This is a genomic window from Pigmentiphaga humi (genome assembly GCF_900606115.1).
Lineage (GTDB): Bacteria > Pseudomonadota > Gammaproteobacteria > Burkholderiales > Burkholderiaceae_B > Pigmentiphaga > Pigmentiphaga humi.
In genome coordinates, this window is sequence record NZ_UWPJ01000018.1 from 222,017 (window position 1) to 238,180 (window position 16,164).

A 16,164-nucleotide genomic window follows, 5' to 3' on the forward strand; every position below is an offset into this window, starting at 1 on the left:
TTCTGTTCAAAGCGTTACGAAGCGTGCGGCCGCTTTGCCGCCATACGAATCGGCGCACGCCAGCCGGCCCGCAAGCGGAATCATTTTGTTTAACGCGGACACGCGCCGGAAAGAGCGCCGTCTGTATGTTGGAGTGCGCCGAGCCAACCAACAACCTCCGAGGAATGCATCATGCCTACACGCAAGCGTCCACCCACCGACCCCGCACCACAGCCGGCGGTAGACACCGCCTACCTGAATACGGACAGCGGTCCCGCGACGCCTCCCTCCGAGGCGGCGGCGCATCCGGCAGTAAAACAGGCCCGCGCCGTGGGGAAGATGGTCGAGGGCATGCCGGCCAATCCGAACAAGCCGGCCGAATACGGTCTGGCGGCGGCTCGCCCGCCGGCCGGCGCGACTGCCGAGCCGGCCGAGGAGTCCGCTTTGGCGAGCACCTTGTCGGAGAAGAACCGTTCGGGCAAGACGGGCGCCAGGGCCGCGTCCGGCGTCAACGCCGCCGGCGGCGAACTGCCGCGCGTGCGCGCCGACGGCTCGGGCCAGGCCATCACGACCAACCAGGGCGTGCCCGTAAGCGACAACCAGAGTTCCTTGAAGGCGGGCCTGCGCGGCCCGGCGCTGCTCAAGGACTTCATCCTGCGCGAGAAGATCACCCACTTCGACCACGAACGGATCCCGGAGCGCATCGTGCATGCCCGCGGCTCGGCCGCGCACGGCTACTTCGAATGCTATGAAGCCTTGGCGGACCTGACTTGCGCCTCGCTCTTCGCCGAAGCCGGAAAACGCACGCCGGTATTCGTGCGGTTCTCGACCGTGGCCGGCGAACGGGGTTCCAAGGACACCGCGCGCGACGTGCGCGGCTTCGCCGTGAAGTTCTACACCGACCAGGGCAACTGGGACCTCGTGGGCAACAACATGCCGGTGTTCTTCATCCAGGACGCCATGAAGTTTCCGGACCTGGTCCACGCGGTCAAGCCCGAACCCCATCACGGCATGCCGCAGGCCGCGTCCGCGCACGATACTTTCTGGGACTTCATCTCTCTGATGCCCGAATCGACCCACATGATCATGTGGCTGATGTCGGACCGCGCCATCCCGCGCAGCTACCGCATGATGCAGGGCTTCGGCGTCCATACTTTCCGGTTCGTCAACGCCGAAGGCCAGGCGAAGCTGGTCAAGTTCCACTGGAACCCCAAGCTGGGCACGCACTCCCACGTCTGGGACGAAGCCGTCAAGATCTCGGGCGCCGACCCCGACTATCACCGGCGCGATCTCTGGGAGGCCATCGAGGCCGGCGAGTATCCCGAGTGGGAACTCGGCGTGCAGGTCTTCGACGAAGCGCAGGCCGAACAATTTTCGTTCGACATCCTGGACTCGACCAAGATCGTCCCCGAAGAGCTCGTGCCCATCCGGCCCATCGGACGCATGGTGCTCAACCGCAATCCGGACAATTTCTTCGCCGAGACCGAACAGGTCGCCTTCTGTACGGCCCACATCGTTCCCGGCCTGGACTTCACCAACGACCCGCTGCTGGCCGGACGCATCCATTCCTACGTCGACACGCAGATCTCCCGCCTGGGCGGTCCCAACTTCCATGAGCTGCCGATCAATGCCCCGCTGGCGCCGGTCCACAACAACCAGCGCGACGGCATGCATCGCCAGGCCATCCACCGCGGCCGCGTCGCCTACGAGCCCAACTCGCTGGCGGGCGGCTGTCCCTTCCAGGCGGGCTCGGCCGGATTCGTTTCGTTTCCCGAACCCGTCGCGGCGGACGAGCTGCGCGGCAAGGCCGAGAAATTCGCGGAACACTACAACCAGGCGACGCTGTTCTACGAAAGCCAATCCGGGCACGAACAGCAGCACATCATCGATGCGTTCTCGTTCGAACTGAGCAAGGTAACGGTGCCCGGCATACGGCAGCGCATCGTGGCCACGCTGCGCAACGTTTCCGAAACGCTGGCGCAGGCCGTGGCGGCGAATCTCGGCATGCCTGGGCTGCCCGATCCGCTGGCGCGCGCGGATGGAAGCGCGCCCGAACCCGAAGTCGGGCACTCGGCCGCGCTGTCGCTGCTCGCCCGTCCGGGCGACGGCGGCATCCGCACGCGCAAGATCGCAGTCCTGGTCGCCGACGGAGTGGACGGCCAGGCGGCAATGCAAACGGCGCAGGCGCTGATCGGCAAGGGCGCGGTGGTGCGCCTGGTGGGGCAGCACGTCGGGCTGCTCGAAGCCGCAGCCGGGCAATCCCTGGATGCCGATGCCTCGTTCCAGAACAGCCCCTCCGTCCTGTTCGATGCCGCCGTCGTTCCCGATGGCGCAGCGGCCATCGAAGCCCTGTGCGCGGACGGGTTCGCGCTGGAATTCATCCGGGACCTGTTCCGGCACGGCAAATCCCTGCTCGCCATCGGCGCCGGCCGTCAGCTGCTCGAACAGGCAGGCGTCCCGCTGGCCGACCCGGATCCCGGCCTGGTGCTGGCCGATTCTGCCGGCAAACCGGCTCTGGCGTCATTCATCCAGGCCGTCGCGCGGCATCGCCATCCCGAGCGCGAAACCGACCCGCCGAAGGTGTAAGCATAGGCACGCAGAGGATGGACACGCCCGATTCGGCGCCGGACGCTCGGCCAGCCGACCTCAAGGTCGGCTGCGCCGGATGGGCCATCCCCAGCCGCCACGCCGATCTGTTCGGTCCGGGAGCGAGCGTGCTCGCGCGCTACGCGACGCGCTTTCCCATCGTCGAAATCAACTCGTCGTTCTACCGCCCGCACCGGCCCGGCACCTACCGGCGCTGGGCCGAATCGGTGCCCGACGATTTCCGTTTCTCGGTCAAGGTGCCGCGCAGCATCTCGCATGAATTGCGCCTGTGCGACGCCGGGCCGGCGCTCGACGGCTTCTTCGGCCAGGTCTGTGCTCTCGAAGAAAAATTGGGCAGGCTCCTGCTGCAGTTGCCGCCGTCCCTGCAGTTCGATGCCCGCACCGCGTCCGTCTTCTTTCGGATGATGCGGCGCCGCACCGCCGTTCCCATCGTTTGCGAGCCGCGGCATCCCACCTGGTTCGACCCCCGCGTCACGGCCATGCTCGAACGGCACGGCATCGCCCGGGCGGCGGTGGACCCGGCACCGGTGCCCGCGGCGGCGCTCCCCGCTGCCGATCGCCGCCACAGTTATTGGCGCTGGCACGGCTCGCCCCGGATCTACTACAGCGAATACGATCATGCGGCGCTGCAGGCGCTGGCCGACGCCATCCGGCAGGAGCGAGGCGATGGCGATACGCCGTGGGTGATCTTCGACAATACGGCACTGGGACACGCCGTGCCTAATGCCGCACAGATGCAGGCGATCGTGGGCAACCGCGCGGAAGGTGAAAGCCAGATGTGAAAAGGAAGGCCCCCACGCTTGCCGCTCCGCGGCGGCGCTGCCCCCCGAGGGGGCTTTTCATCTTGGGGCGGCCCGGCGATGAAAGGGCCCCCACGCTTGCCGCTCCGCGGCGGCGCTGCCCCCCGAGGAGGCTTTTTCATCTTGGAACGGCCCGGCAAATGAAAACGGCGCTGGATCGCTCCAACGCCGCTGCCGTCCCCGGAGGCTGTCCCCGGACGAAACCCGGGAGCCTGGGCCGGCGTTGCCCCGGTCAGGAGCCGGGGCCGCTCGAACCGGAAGCGGTTTTCTGCGCAGCCGGTGTGGCCATTCTTGCGCTGCCGGTCCGTGCCGTCAAGAGATGCCGACACCGCGGAACGCGCGCCTCCGGATGCTGCATAATCATCCGATGACCGCCACCCTCCCCGGCCCCGATGGCCAACCGCGCTGCCGCTGGTGCGGCGCCGCGCCCGAGTTCTTTGCCTATCACGATGCCGAATGGGGCTTCCCGGTGGCCGACGACCGGCGTCTGTTCGAGAAACTCAGCCTGGAGGGCTTCCAGTCCGGTCTGAGCTGGCGCACCATCCTCGCCAAGCGCGAGAACTTCCGCGCCGCCTTCTACGGCTTCGACATGGCCAGCGTGGCGCGCATGACCGAGCGCGACGTCGCCCGCCTGCTTCAGGACCCGGGCATCGTCCGTCATCGCGGCAAGATCGAAGCCGTCATCAACAACGCCCAGCGAGCGCTGGAACTGGTCGCGGAAGAAGGCTCGCTGGCAGCCTATTTCTGGCGCCATGAACCCGATCCGGCCACGCCTGACCCGGCGCAGGCGGTTTCGACGTCGCCCACTTCCATCGCCATTTCCAAGGATCTCAAGAAACGGGGCTGGAAGTTCGTCGGCCCGACCACGGTCTACGCCTTCATGCAGGCCATGGGCATGGTCAACGATCATGCCGCTGAGTGCGTGACGCGCGCGCAGGTGGCGCACGCACGGCAGGCGTTCACGCCGCCGCGCCGCTAAAGCGCTTCTGTGCATGTCCCCATCCGGAACGACCGCCATGCAATACCCCCGTGATCCCGCTGCCGCCGATACGCCTGGGGCGCATTCGGCGCTCGCTTCGCTCGCCGCCACCGCCGAAGACGCGGATACCCGCCTGTTCGCGCAACTGGTTGCGGCCCGTGAAACAGGCGGCCAGCTCGCATGGCTGGGGCTGGACCGGGCTCGCCTGGAAGCCCTGTGCCGGCGCCGGTTTCCCGGGCTCGCCATCGCTCCGCTCCACACCTGTCCCCAGGAAACCGCGTTTACGCGCGCCTTGCACCGCCATCTGCTGGCCCACGGCAATCCTGCGCTGCCTGCGGACGACGTCGACGACCTGGCGCGCATCATCGCGCATGCCTGTTTGCGTCCCGACCATTTATGGAAAGATCTCGGCCTGCGCGGCCGCGAGGACGTCACGCACGCCCTGCATCGCTATTTCCCCGGCCTGCCCGAACGCAACACGGGCAACTTGCGCTGGAAGAAGTTCCTGGCCTACGACCTGGCGGCGGCCCAGGGCCTGCCGCCCTCCCCCGCGCCGGGCTGTCCGGGCTGCGAAGCCTACGGCGAGTGCTATCCCCGGACAGGCTAAGGCGCGCCGCCCCCAGGTTTGCCGGCGCGGTCGACGTGCCCCAGGTCCCGCCCCGGATCCAGCCTGTCGCGCACCCGCTGCTTGAGCGTCTTGGCATCGGGAAAACCGCCATCTGCCTTGCGGTCCCAAAGCAGTTCGCCGTCGTAGCGGATCTGGAAGACCCCGCCTGTTCCCGGTATCAGCGCCACTTGCCCGAGGTCGGTGCCGAAGGTGGACAGCAGTTCTTGCGCCATCCAGGCGGCGCGCAGCAGCCATTGGCACTGCGTGCAATAGGCGATCGAGATGGCGGGTGCGGACGATGCGGTCATGATGGCTCCGTTCCAGAAGCAGGCAACAAGGCATCCAGCCTGGCCTGCAGCAATCGGGGGAAGTGCGGCCGCCAGCGCGCATTGGCTGGCGACGGATGAGGCAGCGGATGCAGGTGCAGCACGCGGGCTGCGCACGGACCGCGCAGCGTGAGGGAAAAACTGGCGGTGTATTTGTCGTCGCGCCGCCAGAAAGCCTTGAACGCCTCGCGCGCTTGGTCTTCCAGTCCGATGCCGAACCATTCGAAGGCTTCGTTGCCCAGCGTAATGATATGCGTCCCTTGCCATGAGCAAGAGAGGATGCGCGCGATGAGCGGATGGAAGCGCTGCCGCACCGAGGCAGGCCATGCCTTGTTGCCCAGCGGCTTGAAGGGCACCGTACTGATCCAGAAGCAGCGGCGTCCCGCGCGCAGGCCCGCATCGAAGGTGTAATCCTCGCCGGGAAAAAGGTGCGCATGCAGCGCTGCGCGCAGCAGCTGGCCGGAACTGCCGACGAACGGTTCGCCATGCCTGACCTCCTCTGCTCCCGGGTCGCGCCCGAAAAAGCACAATGGCGCATCGGCCGGCCCCAGGCCTAGAATGGGAACGAGCGGATCGCGGCCGGCGGCGGCATAGGCAGCCCGGTCTGTGTGGTCCAATTGCACGGCCAAGTCTCGGAACGCTTCGAGTTGTTCGGCGGAAAGCGTCATGGCGCGAAAGCATGAACAAGGTCGGGACCGCATTGTAGGCCTGCCGCGTCACAGGAGGCATACGGCATGAGCGGGAAGGTAACGGCTTCCATCCGGGTGGGCATAGGCGGCTGGGTCTACGCGCCATGGCGCGGCAATTTCTACCCCAAGGGGCTGGTCCAGGCGCGCGAACTCGAATACGCGAGCCGGCACGTCACGTCCATCGAAATCAACGGCACGTTCTACGGCACGCAGAAACCTTCGAGCTTTGCGCGCTGGCGCGACGAGACGCCCGACGATTTCGTGTTCGCGCTCAAAGGGCCGCGCTATGCCACGCATCGGCGGGTGCTGGCCGAAGCCGGTCCGTCCATCGAGAAATTCCTGGAAAGCGGCCTTGTCGAACTCAAGCACAAGCTGGGGCCCATCAACTGGCAATTCGCGCCGACCAAGACATACGAGGAAGAAGATTTCGCCGCCTTTCTCGCGCTGCTGCCCCAGCGGCTGGGAGGCCTGCCGCTGCGCCACGCCGTTGAAGTGCGGCACGACAGCTTCGCCACGGCCGGGTTCGTCGAACTGCTGCGCCGGCACGGGGTCGCCGCCGTGGTGGCCGACAAACCCGGGGTCCCGCACATCCACGACGCGACTGCGCCGTTCGTCTATGCGCGCCTGCAGTCGGCCGGCGAAGACCACCGCGAAGGCTACGCGCCGGCGGACCTGGATCGCTGGACGGCCCGGGCCCGGAGCTGGGCGCGCGGCCACAGTCCCGCCGATCTGCCCTTGTTGGCCCGGTCCCATCCGGAGCAGGACGGCCGCCCGGTATTCCTCTACATGATCAACGGTTTCAAGCCCAAGGCGCCGGCCGCCGCCATGGCGCTATTGCGGCGCCTGGCGGACCAGCCCGCTCAATAGCGCTCGGGCACCATCATGTTTTCCGGCACCGGGCGGCGGATGTAGTCTTCGTGGCGCACGCGCTGCGGCAAGTCGATCTGCGGATGCGGAATCTCATGGTAAGGCACGAGGCCGAGCAGATGGCCGATACAGTTGAGGCGGGCGCGTTTCTTGTCCACCGCCTGCACCACCCACCACGGCGCCTCGGCGATATGCGTACGCTCGAGCATCGCTTCCTTGGCGCGCGTGTAGTCCTCCCAGCGGCGCCGCGACTCCAGGTCCATGGGACTGAGTTTCCATTGCTTGAGCGGGTCGTGGATGCGTCCCAAAAAACGCAGGTGCTGCTCATCGTCGGTGATCGAAAACCAGTACTTGACCAGCTGTATGCCTGATCGCACCAGCATGCGCTCGAATTCCGGAACGGAACGGAAGAATTCCTCGTACTCGTCGTCGGTGCAGAACCCCATGACCTTCTCGACGCCCGCGCGGTTGTACCAGCTGCGGTCGAACAGAACGATCTCGCCGGCGGCCGGCAAATGGGAAACATAGCGCTGGAAATACCACTGGGTGCGCTCGCGGTCGTTGGGCGCGGGCAGCGCCGCGACCCGGCACACGCGCGGGTTCAGACGCTGGGTGATGCGCTTGATCACCCCGCCCTTGCCGGCGGCATCGCGCCCCTCGAACAGGATCACGAGCTTGTGGCGGCTACTGACGACCCAGTCCTGCAGCTTGACCAGTTCTCCCTGCAGGCGAAACAACTCGCGGAAATACCGCCGGCGCAGGTCCTCGTCCTGCTCCCGCACGAGTTGGCCGTCGGCATCCCACTCGCGGTCTTCGAGTTCCATCTCGAACTCTTCGTCATAGCTGTCGATCAGGTCGCGGTGGATGCGCTGCATCAGCGCCTGGCTGTCGGGTTCGAGGGAATACGTCATGGGGGGGACGAGGTCATGAATGCACACCCCGTCTTTTTGCTACAGCAAGATGACGCAGTCATGACAGCGCGGCCCGCCGCGCTATTGCACCCGGCCGAACCACCACAGCGACAGCAGGCCCGAACACACCGCCAGCAGCACCCCCAGCGCCGTGAACAAAGCCGTGACTTCGATCACGTCGCGCTTGTCGAAAGCCAGCCGTGCGCTCAACGAGCGATAGACCTGTTGCAGTTCCTTGGCGTCCTGCGCCTGGAAATACTGGGCGCCGGTGATGTCGGCCACTTTCTTGAGCACGGCCTCGTCGAGCTTGACGCGCATGGACCAGCCGTCGGTGGAGAGCGTCGTGCCCTCGGGCGTGCCTATGCCTACGGTGAAGATGCGCACCCCGTAGCGCGCGGCCACTTCGGCGGCCTTGAGCGCATCCGGGCCGGTATTGCTCTGGCCGTCCGAGAGCAGCACGATGGCGCCCGAGGCATAGGACCCGGGCACCGCCGCTTCGGCCTGGGCGGCCTCGGCCAGGGCCTGCGCCGCCGACGGCCGGGCATTGCCGCCGCTCAGGAAGCGTTCCACGTCGATGCGCTCCTGCGGCAGCACCGTCGCCAGCGAGATGATCAGTCCGCTGCCCAGCGCCGTTCCGCGCTGCGGCTCCAGGCGTTCGATCGCGGCCACCACATCTTCGCGCTTGCGGGTGGGCGACTGCACCACGGCCGCCGCCCCCGCCACCGCGACCACCGCCACGCTGACGTTGGCCGGCTGCTTGTCCACGAACAGCTTGGCAGCCTGCTGCGCCGCATAAATGCGGCTGGGCTTGACGTCGGTCGCGCGCATGCTGCCGGACATGTCCATGGCCAGCACCACGGTTTCCAGCCGCGAAGGCAGCATCATCAAGGCCTGCGGTCGGGCGATCGCGACGATCATGGCGGCCAGGCCGAGCAAAAGCAGGCAAGGCGGCAGGATGCGCCGCGCCGCCGAGGGCTGGTAGCCCAGGCCCGCCAGCGCGGGATAGCGCACCGCAACCTGCCGCCTGCGGCGCGACAGCCGCCAATAGGCGAAACCGAGCGCCGGCACCAGCAGCAATAGCCAGAGCATGCTGGGCCACAGAAAACTCAAGGCGGGCAGGTTCGGTGCGGACATCTATCTGGATCCCGGTTTCTAGGGTCGGGCCCACGGGCCGTTCACCCCGCCCGCGAGCTGGCTGCGGCGCTTGCGCAGGCGCGTGAAATGCATCAGTGCGGCGTCGAGCCTGTCGTCGGTGGCCAGCTCGAGACAGTCCACGCCCGCATCGGCCAGCGCGCTGCGCAGGGCTTCCTCGCGCTTGGCCGCCTGTTCGGCAAAACGCCGCCGGAAGCCCGGATCATGGGTATCGACGAAGAGCTGTTCGCCAGTTTCGGCATCTTCCAGCACCAGCAGTCCCAGGTCGGGCAGCGCCTGCTCCAGCGGATCGTAAAGACGCACCGCGATCACCTCGTGCCGCTGGGCCAGCATGCCCAGCACCGGCTCCCAGCCCGGCGCGCTGATGAAATCGGAGATCACGAACACCACGGAACGCCGCTTGATCGTGGAATACGCCTGTTCCAGCAGATAGGCCAGCCGGGTCTGGCCCGACTTGCCGTCCGCCCGCGCCTGCCCGACGCGATCGAGCAGATGCAGCACATGGCGCCGCCCCGACCGCGCGGGCAGCACCTCGCTGGTCTTGCCGGCGTACAGGATGCCGCCGACGCGATTGCCGTAACGGGTCAGCAGACGCGCCAACACGGCCACGAACTCGGTCAGCAGCGTGCGCTTGCGCACGCCCGCCGAACCGAAATCGATCGAACCGGACAAGTCCAGCACGAACCACGCCGACACTTCCCGGTCTTCCTGGAATTCGCGCACGTACGGAGTCTGCAGGCGCGCCGTCACGTTCCAGTCGATGTGCCGCACGTCGTCGCGGGGCTGGTATTCGCGCAGATCGGCCAGGTCCAGGCCGAAGCCCCTGAACAGCGTCCGGTAGTCGCCCTGCAGCGCGCCGTCGAGCCGGCGGATGACCGTCCAGTCGAGACGGCGCATCAACTCCTCCGCGTCCAGCCGCGGCGGCGCGGCGGGCGGGGCGTCGTTGGCGGCCGCGGCCGCGCGCTTATTGAACCGCCGCAACCCGAACATGCGCATCCAATGGCCGCTCAGGCGCCGGCACGGTTTGCAATATGCGGGCGATGACCTGGTCCGCGCCCATGCCCTCGGACAAAGCCTCGTAGGAAAGCACCAGGCGGTGGCGCAGGACGTCGGGAACGAGATCGATGACGTCGTCGGGCAGCGCATAGTGGCGCCCGCGCAGGAAAGCCAGCGCTCGCGCGCCTTCGACGAGATTGATGGTGGCGCGCGGGCTCGCCCCGAAGGTCACGTAGCGCGACAGCTCGGACAGGCCATAGGCCCCCGGACGGCGCGTCGCGGCGACGACCTGGACCGCGTACTGCACCAGGCCCGGATCCACGTAGACCTTGCGGCACTCGCGCTGCAGCTGCGTGAGCTGCTCGGTGCTGGCCACCGGCGTCACGCTGACGGGCGGACCCGTGACGCGGTCGACGATGACGAACTCCTCTTCCTCGGTCGGATAGCCGACGACGACCTTCATCATGAAACGATCGACCTGCGCCTCGGGCAGCGGATACGTGCCCTCGGTCTCGATCGGATTCTGCGTGGCCATGACCAGGAACGGCGACGGTACCTTGTGCGTCTCGCCCGCGATGGTCACCTGGCGCTCCTGCATGACCTCGAGCAGCGCGCTCTGCACTTTGGCCGGCGCGCGGTTGATCTCGTCGGCCAGCAGCAGGTTGGCGAACACCGGCCCCAGCACGGTGGAGAAATCGCCGGTGCGCTGGTTGTACATGCGCGTCCCCACCAGGTCGGCCGGCAGCAGGTCGGGCGTGAACTGGATGCGCTTGAACGTCCCCCGTATGGTCTTGGCCAGCGTATTGACGGTCAGCGTCTTGGCCAGGCCGGGCACCCCTTCCACCAACAGGTGCCCCTGCGCCAGGATGGCCACCAGCACCCGCTCCAGGAAGTGGTCCTGTCCCACGACCACGCGCTTGACCTCGTACAGCAGGCGCTCCATCAGGTTGGCGCTTTCTACCGGATTCATGGATGTATCGTTCATAAGCGTCCTGTCGAGGGAGGGTCAGAAGGGAGGCATGCCGACCGCGCTGCCGGCGCTTTCTATCGTGGTGGCAAAGCCGATGCCGACGAAGGTGCCGGCCTGGGTGGGGTTCAGGATGGCCGTGACGATGCCGACCACTTCGCCGCTCATGTTGACCAGCGGGCCGCCGGAGTTGCCCGGGTTGGCGGCTGCGTCGAACTGGATCAGCCGGGTCAGCACGTGTTTGCCCTCGGCCGACAGGAATTCGCGGTTCAGCCCCGATACGACGCCGGCCGATACCGAAGGCCCGATGCCGAACGGGAAACCCACCGCGACGACGTCGTCGCCGGGCGCCAGATCCAGGCTGGAGCCCAGCGTGGCGGCCGGCAGATCGTCGGGAATCGACTTGGCGCGGATCACGGCCAGGTCTTTCTCGGGATGGATGGAGACCACGTTGGCCTCGGCCTGGTAGCCGTCGAAGAAAGTCACCCGCAGCCGCTTGGCGCCGGCGATGACGTGGAAATTGGTCAGGATGGTGCCGTTGTCGACGATCACCACGCCGGATCCCACGCTGCCCTCCTGTTTGGGCGCGTTGCCGCCGTCGTTGTCGGCGCGGCGGTCGGTCTTCTTATCCGGCTTGGCCTTGTCCGCGCCCTTCTCCTTGGTTCCGGGCTTGGGCTTGCCGCCGCCCGGGGGAGCCGGCTTGGCCGCCGCGGGCTTGTCCTCGGCCTCGGGGCCGAGCCCTTCTATGCGCACCACGGCCTGGCGCACGGCCTCGGCCGCCTTGGCCGGCCGCGACGGCAAGGTCTTGTGCTCGAGCGTGTGCATGACGGCCGCATCGATGTCGTCCTGGGTCAGCGGAACGTGCCGGGGTTCGAGCATGAGGGCGGCCAGGCCGCCGGCCATGGCCAGCAGCGCGATCCCGAACAGCACATGCCGGAATCTGGTTGCGCGGCCGCGCCAGCGCCGCATGCGCCCGGGCCCGGACGGCTGCTCGGCCGCGGCATCGGGTTCGGGCGCGGCCGGCTCCGGCCTCGGAGTCCTGCTGTATAGGGCAACCCGCTTCATAACCGCCATCCAGGCTGGAGTTCGTCACGGCATGCAGGGTGCGGCCAGGCGCAAACGTGCGCGGGCTGGCCTGTCTGCTCGAAAGACCCACCCTATCACGTCCGATGTCCGAACCGGCGCTTTGCAAAAATAAGGTACCACTGAAACACCCGCGTTGTGCAGTTCTTTACCGGCTCGTGAGTTAATAGGCATACTAAGCACACCCATGGCATCCCTTCTTGCCAAGGAGCACTCATGCGGTTTCTCTGGCCCGAACTCCTCTGGCTGCAGCTCCTCGTTCCCCTGCTCGTCGGCCTCTATCTGTACGCGCTGGCCCGGCGCAAGAAGGCCGCGGTACGCTATGCCGCCCTATCGCTGCCCAAGGCCGCCATGGGGCCGGGCCAGCGGCTGCGGCGCCACGTCCCGCCGCTGCTGTTCCTGCTGGCGACCGCCGCGGCGCTGCTGGCCTGCGCCCGGCCCACCGCCACCGTCACGCTGCCGTCCGACACGCTCACGGTCGTGCTGGCCATCGATGTCTCGCGCAGCATGCAGGCCGCCGACATTCCTCCCAACCGCCTGGTCGCCGCGCAAATGGCCGCCAAGCGCTTCATTGCCGAACTGCCCGCCAATGTGCGCCTGGGCATCGTTTCCTTCGCCGGCACCGCGGCCGTGGTGCAGACGCCCACCGACAACCGCCAGGAGATGGTCGACGCCATCGACCGCTTCCAGCTGCAGCGGGCCACGGCCACCGGCAGCGGCCTGATCCTGTCGCTGGCGGTGCTGTTCCCCAACGACGGCATCGATCTCGAATCGGTGCTGTTCGAGACGCCGTCTCCCCGGGTGCGCCGCGGCATCGCCATCGACCGGGCCGCGGAAGCCGCCGAGGCGAAGAAGAAAAACAAGGAAAAGGAACTGGCGCCGGTACTGCCCGGCTCCTATACGGCGGGCACCATCATCCTGCTGAGCGACGGCCGGCGCACGACCGGCCCCGACCCGATGGACGCCGCCCGCATGGCCGCCCAGCGCGGCGTGCGCGTCTATACCGTGGGGTTCGGTACCCAGCAAGGCGCGCCCATCGGCGACGAAGGCTGGTCGTTCTTCGCCCGGCTCGACGAGCCCACGCTGCGCTCGGTCGCGCAGATGACCGGCGGCGAATATTTCCTCGCCAGTTCGGAAGCGGATCTCAGCACCGTCTACAGCCACCTGAACTCGAAGTTCACGATGGAACGCCGCGAAACCGAGATCAGCGCCCTGCTGAGCGCCGCCGCGGTGCTGCTGCTGACCGCCGCCTGCGCGCTGTCACTGCTCTGGTTTAGAAAGTAGCTCCCCCCTACGCGCTTCGCGCGCCCCCAGGAGGCGGTGCTGACGGACCGGCTGAGCCGGATCCGCGGCACCCTGGGTCGATCATTCATCCGGCATGGTTTGGCCGATATAGCGCGCCAGGAAGGCTTCCATGGCGGTGTAGAACTCGAACTGGTTTTCCTCGTTGTGGAAACCGTGTCCTTCGTTGTCCTTGACCATGTATTCGACGTCGACCCCGTGCTTGCGCAGCGCCTCGACGATCTGGTCGCTCTCGTCCTTGTTGACGCGCGGATCCTTGGCGCCCTGGGCGACGAACAGCGGGGTCTTGATGCGGTCGACGAAGAATACCGGCGAGCCGTCGTGCAGCAATTGCCGGTCTCTCTCGGGGTCGCCCACCATTTCGTGCATGGAATCCAGGAAAGGCTTCCAGTACGGCGGGATGGTGTTCATGAAGGTGAACAGGTTGGACACGCCCACGTAATCGACCGCGGCGGCATAGAGATCGGGCGTGAACGTGATCCCGGCCAGCGTCGCATAACCGCCGTAGCTGCCGCCATAGATGGCGATGCGCGCGGGATCCGCGATGCCCTCGCGCTTGAGCCACTCCACCGCGTCGGTGATGTCGTCCTGCATGGCCCGTCCCCACTGCTTGAACGAAGCCTCCCAGAACTTGCGGCCATAACCGGTGGATCCGCGGAAATTCATCTGCAGCACCGCGTAGCCGCGGTTCGCCAGGAACTGGATTTCCGGATTGAAGCCCCAGGAGTCGCGCGCCCACGGGCCGCCGTGGGGATGGATGATGACCGGCAGGCTGCGCGGCGGCGAGCCCACGGGCAGCGTCAGATAGCCGTCGATCTTCAGGCCGTCGCGCGCCGTATAGCGTATCGGCTTCATCGGCGCCATGTCGCGCTCCAGCAGCCACGGCTGGATATCGCCCAGCTTGGTCAGGCGCCGGGATGCCGCGTCGTACAGGTAGCGCGCGCCCTGGGTGCGGTCGTTGTAGGCCGCCACCACGAAGCGGCTCTCGTCGCGCGTCGCGCTCTGCAGCGCCACCTCATAGCCGCGCAGCCGGCTTTCCAGCTCGGCGTAGATCTCCGCGGTAGCCTCGTCCAGCACGTGCCGCTGCGGCTTCCAGGTCTCGTAGCCGATCTCGGTCAGCACCTTGCGGTGCTGCGAATAGGCCAGCCCCGACACGTCAACGTCCGGATGCTCGAACAGCATCGCGCCCTCGCGCGCGGTATGCGGATCGAATTCGAACAGCGCCGCCTTGTCGCGGCCGCGATTGGAACTGACGTAGATGCGCCGGTTATCGAAGGTGAAGAACAGCGGCGCCACCACTTCTTTGAAGTCCGTGGTCAGGATGGGTCGGAACTCCTCCGCCTCGGCATCCCGGTACAACAAGGTGTTGTTGACGCCGTCCGTGGCCACGGCCAGGCGCAATCGGCCCTCGTGATCGGTCGCCCAGCCCGTGATGTTGCCGGGATTCTGCGCGATCAGCTCGGCCCTTCCCGTGGCGACTTCGACGCGGAACACGTCGAACACCTGCGGATCGCGCTGATTGTGCGACAACAGCACGTAGGCATCGTCGTCGACCAGGTCATCGACCACGTGGGCGCGCACGCCGTCGTAGGGCGTGAGGTCCGTCGGCGCGGATGCGCCGTCGATCGGCACGGACAACAGGTGGAAGTTCTCGTCGCCGCCGAAATCCTTGACGTAGAGGATGCGGTCCGGCCCCTTCCAGAAGAAGCCGCCGACATCGCGCGCCGTCTCGCGGGTCAGCGTCCGTGCCGGGCCGACGGGTGCGCCGTCCTCGCCCAGCGCCTGCACATGCACGTTCTGCCGGCCTTCTGCCCGCGCCAGGAAGGCCAGGTGCCGGCCGTCGGGCGAGAGGCGGTACGCGGAGCGTTCCGGACGGCGGAAGAAATCGCGCACGTCATAGCGCTTGACCAGGGGGATGGCTGGGGAAGGACTCGTTGTCATGGCGCGGCACGCTTGAAAGGAAACAGGCCGGACAAGGCGCTCGCCCGGCGCGGGGACAGCACAACATAGCACAGCGCCGGACGCACGCTCGCCGCGTCCGCGCAGCATTCTGTTGCAGTCTGGCGGAACGCCGCGCCAACGCCGTGCTCCAATACTCGAGAGCCGCGGCATCCGTGCCGGCAGGAACCATCCTCGCCGCTTGCCGCGGCGCCCGTACCTCTGCCAGGGAGAATCCATGCGCGCCCCCCACTCCGTTTCTTCCACCGTCCGTCCCTCGCCGTCGCGGCTGGCCTGGCTCGCATGCTGGGTGACGGCGCTCGCGATCGCCTTCTTCGCAGCCGCCCAGGCGCGCGCGCAGGCCCCCAGCCCGCAGGATCCGCCCAACGTCATGGTGCAGAAAGCGGCCAACAACGTGCTCGAGCGCATCCGCAAGGACGCCGAGCTCAAGTCCGGCTCGCCAGCCAAGATCAACCAGGCCATCGACGAACTGATCCTGCCCTACGTCGATTTCGAGAAGACCACGCGCCTGGCCGTGGGCCGCTACTGGCGCCAGGCCACGCCCGAGCAGCGCGCCGAACTGGTCAAGGAATTCCGCAACATGCTGGTGCGCACCTACGGCGGCGCGGTCTCGTCCATCACGCCGCAGGCTCGCGTGGACATGCGGCCCTACCGCGCCGAACCCGACGCGACCGACGTCGTCGTGCGCACCACGGTGAGCGACGGCCAGCGCGATCCCATTCCGGTCGACTACCGGCTGGGAAAATCCGCCGACGGCTGGAAGATCTATGACCTGAACGTGATGGGCGTCTGGTTCATCGAGAACTACCGCAACCAGTTCGCCAGCTTCGGCTCGCAAGGCGGCGTGGAAGCGATCATCAAGGCGCTCAAGACCCACAGCCAGAAGATGAACGTCCCGGAAAAATAGCCCCCCCCTACGCGCTTACGCGCGCAGGGAAGC

Annotated in this window: 15 protein-coding genes; 7 read left to right on the plus strand and 8 right to left on the minus strand. The window is 67.2% G+C overall.

The genetic code is table 11. The features are described 5' to 3' along the window. Positions 1 to 171: 171 nt before the first annotated feature. From PIGHUM_RS12620 to PIGHUM_RS12635, 4 genes are all read left to right on the plus strand, one after another. Positions 172 to 2,565 (plus strand): catalase, encoded by a 2,394-nt coding sequence (locus PIGHUM_RS12620; protein WP_124079948.1) that lies wholly within the window; start codon positions 172 to 174, stop codon positions 2,563 to 2,565. Positions 2,566 to 2,582: 17 nt separating this feature from the next. Further along, entirely contained in the window at positions 2,583 to 3,368 is a 786-nt protein-coding gene (locus PIGHUM_RS12625) for a DUF72 domain-containing protein (RefSeq protein WP_124079949.1), read from the plus strand. A 385-nt stretch (positions 3,369 to 3,753) separates the two neighbouring features. Further along, a complete protein-coding gene (locus tag PIGHUM_RS12630; protein ID WP_124079950.1) occupies positions 3,754 to 4,365 on the plus strand; it encodes a DNA-3-methyladenine glycosylase I in 612 nt (203 codons plus the stop codon). A 37-nt stretch (positions 4,366 to 4,402) separates the two neighbouring features. Then, entirely contained in the window at positions 4,403 to 4,972 is a 570-nt protein-coding gene (locus PIGHUM_RS12635) for a nitrogen fixation protein NifQ (protein ID WP_124079951.1), read from the plus strand. On the opposite strand, the gene PIGHUM_RS12640 is transcribed toward PIGHUM_RS12635, so the two are convergent. Then, entirely contained in the window at positions 4,969 to 5,280 is a 312-nt protein-coding gene (locus tag PIGHUM_RS12640; RefSeq protein WP_124079952.1) for an Rdx family protein, read from the minus strand. The genes PIGHUM_RS12635 and PIGHUM_RS12640 overlap by 4 nt on opposite strands. After that, positions 5,277 to 5,966: a uracil-DNA glycosylase family protein gene (locus PIGHUM_RS12645; protein ID WP_124079953.1), complete on the minus strand. Its 690-nt coding sequence runs from the start codon at positions 5,964 to 5,966 to the stop codon at positions 5,277 to 5,279. The genes PIGHUM_RS12640 and PIGHUM_RS12645 overlap by 4 nt, the downstream gene beginning before the upstream one ends. 66 nt (positions 5,967 to 6,032) lie before the next feature. Here PIGHUM_RS12645 and PIGHUM_RS12650 point away from each other — a divergent pair, with 66 nt between their 5' ends. Further along, a complete protein-coding gene (locus PIGHUM_RS12650; RefSeq protein ID WP_124079954.1) occupies positions 6,033 to 6,854 on the plus strand; it encodes a DUF72 domain-containing protein in 822 nt (273 codons plus the stop codon). Here the strand turns inward: PIGHUM_RS12650 and ppk2 are convergent. From ppk2 to PIGHUM_RS12675, 5 genes are all read right to left on the minus strand, one after another. Then, a complete protein-coding gene (ppk2, locus tag PIGHUM_RS12655) occupies positions 6,848 to 7,765 on the minus strand; it encodes a polyphosphate kinase 2 (RefSeq protein ID WP_124079955.1) in 918 nt (305 codons plus the stop codon). The two genes, PIGHUM_RS12650 and ppk2, sit on opposite strands and share 7 nt — an antisense overlap. 81 nt (positions 7,766 to 7,846) lie before the next feature. Then, a complete protein-coding gene (locus PIGHUM_RS12660; protein ID WP_124079956.1) occupies positions 7,847 to 8,899 on the minus strand; it encodes a VWA domain-containing protein in 1,053 nt (350 codons plus the stop codon). An 18-nt stretch (positions 8,900 to 8,917) separates the two neighbouring features. Beyond that, positions 8,918 to 9,907: a DUF58 domain-containing protein gene (locus PIGHUM_RS12665; RefSeq protein ID WP_187697783.1), complete on the minus strand. Its 990-nt coding sequence runs from the start codon at positions 9,905 to 9,907 to the stop codon at positions 8,918 to 8,920. Beyond that, positions 9,882 to 10,883, minus strand: a complete 1,002-nt coding sequence (locus tag PIGHUM_RS12670) for an AAA family ATPase (protein WP_425466720.1) — start codon at positions 10,881 to 10,883, stop codon at positions 9,882 to 9,884. The genes PIGHUM_RS12665 and PIGHUM_RS12670 overlap by 26 nt, the downstream gene beginning before the upstream one ends. Positions 10,884 to 10,919: 36 nt before the next feature. Next, positions 10,920 to 11,945, minus strand: a complete 1,026-nt coding sequence (locus tag PIGHUM_RS12675; RefSeq protein WP_124079958.1) for a S1C family serine protease — start codon at positions 11,943 to 11,945, stop codon at positions 10,920 to 10,922. Between the two features lie 234 nt (positions 11,946 to 12,179). Here PIGHUM_RS12675 and PIGHUM_RS12680 point away from each other — a divergent pair, with 234 nt between their 5' ends. Next, entirely contained in the window at positions 12,180 to 13,247 is a 1,068-nt protein-coding gene (locus PIGHUM_RS12680) for a VWA domain-containing protein (RefSeq protein WP_124079959.1), read from the plus strand. Between the two features lie 81 nt (positions 13,248 to 13,328). On the opposite strand, the gene PIGHUM_RS12685 is transcribed toward PIGHUM_RS12680, so the two are convergent. Continuing rightward, the gene (locus PIGHUM_RS12685; protein WP_124079960.1) at positions 13,329 to 15,206 is read right to left on the minus strand and encodes a S9 family peptidase; all 1,878 of its coding nucleotides are present in this window, start codon (positions 15,204 to 15,206) and stop codon (positions 13,329 to 13,331) included. Positions 15,207 to 15,441: 235 nt separating this feature from the next. Between PIGHUM_RS12685 and PIGHUM_RS12690 the strand changes: the two genes are divergently transcribed. Continuing rightward, positions 15,442 to 16,131: an MlaC/ttg2D family ABC transporter substrate-binding protein gene (locus tag PIGHUM_RS12690; RefSeq protein ID WP_124079961.1), complete on the plus strand. Its 690-nt coding sequence runs from the start codon at positions 15,442 to 15,444 to the stop codon at positions 16,129 to 16,131. Positions 16,132 to 16,164: the final 33 nt, after the last annotated feature.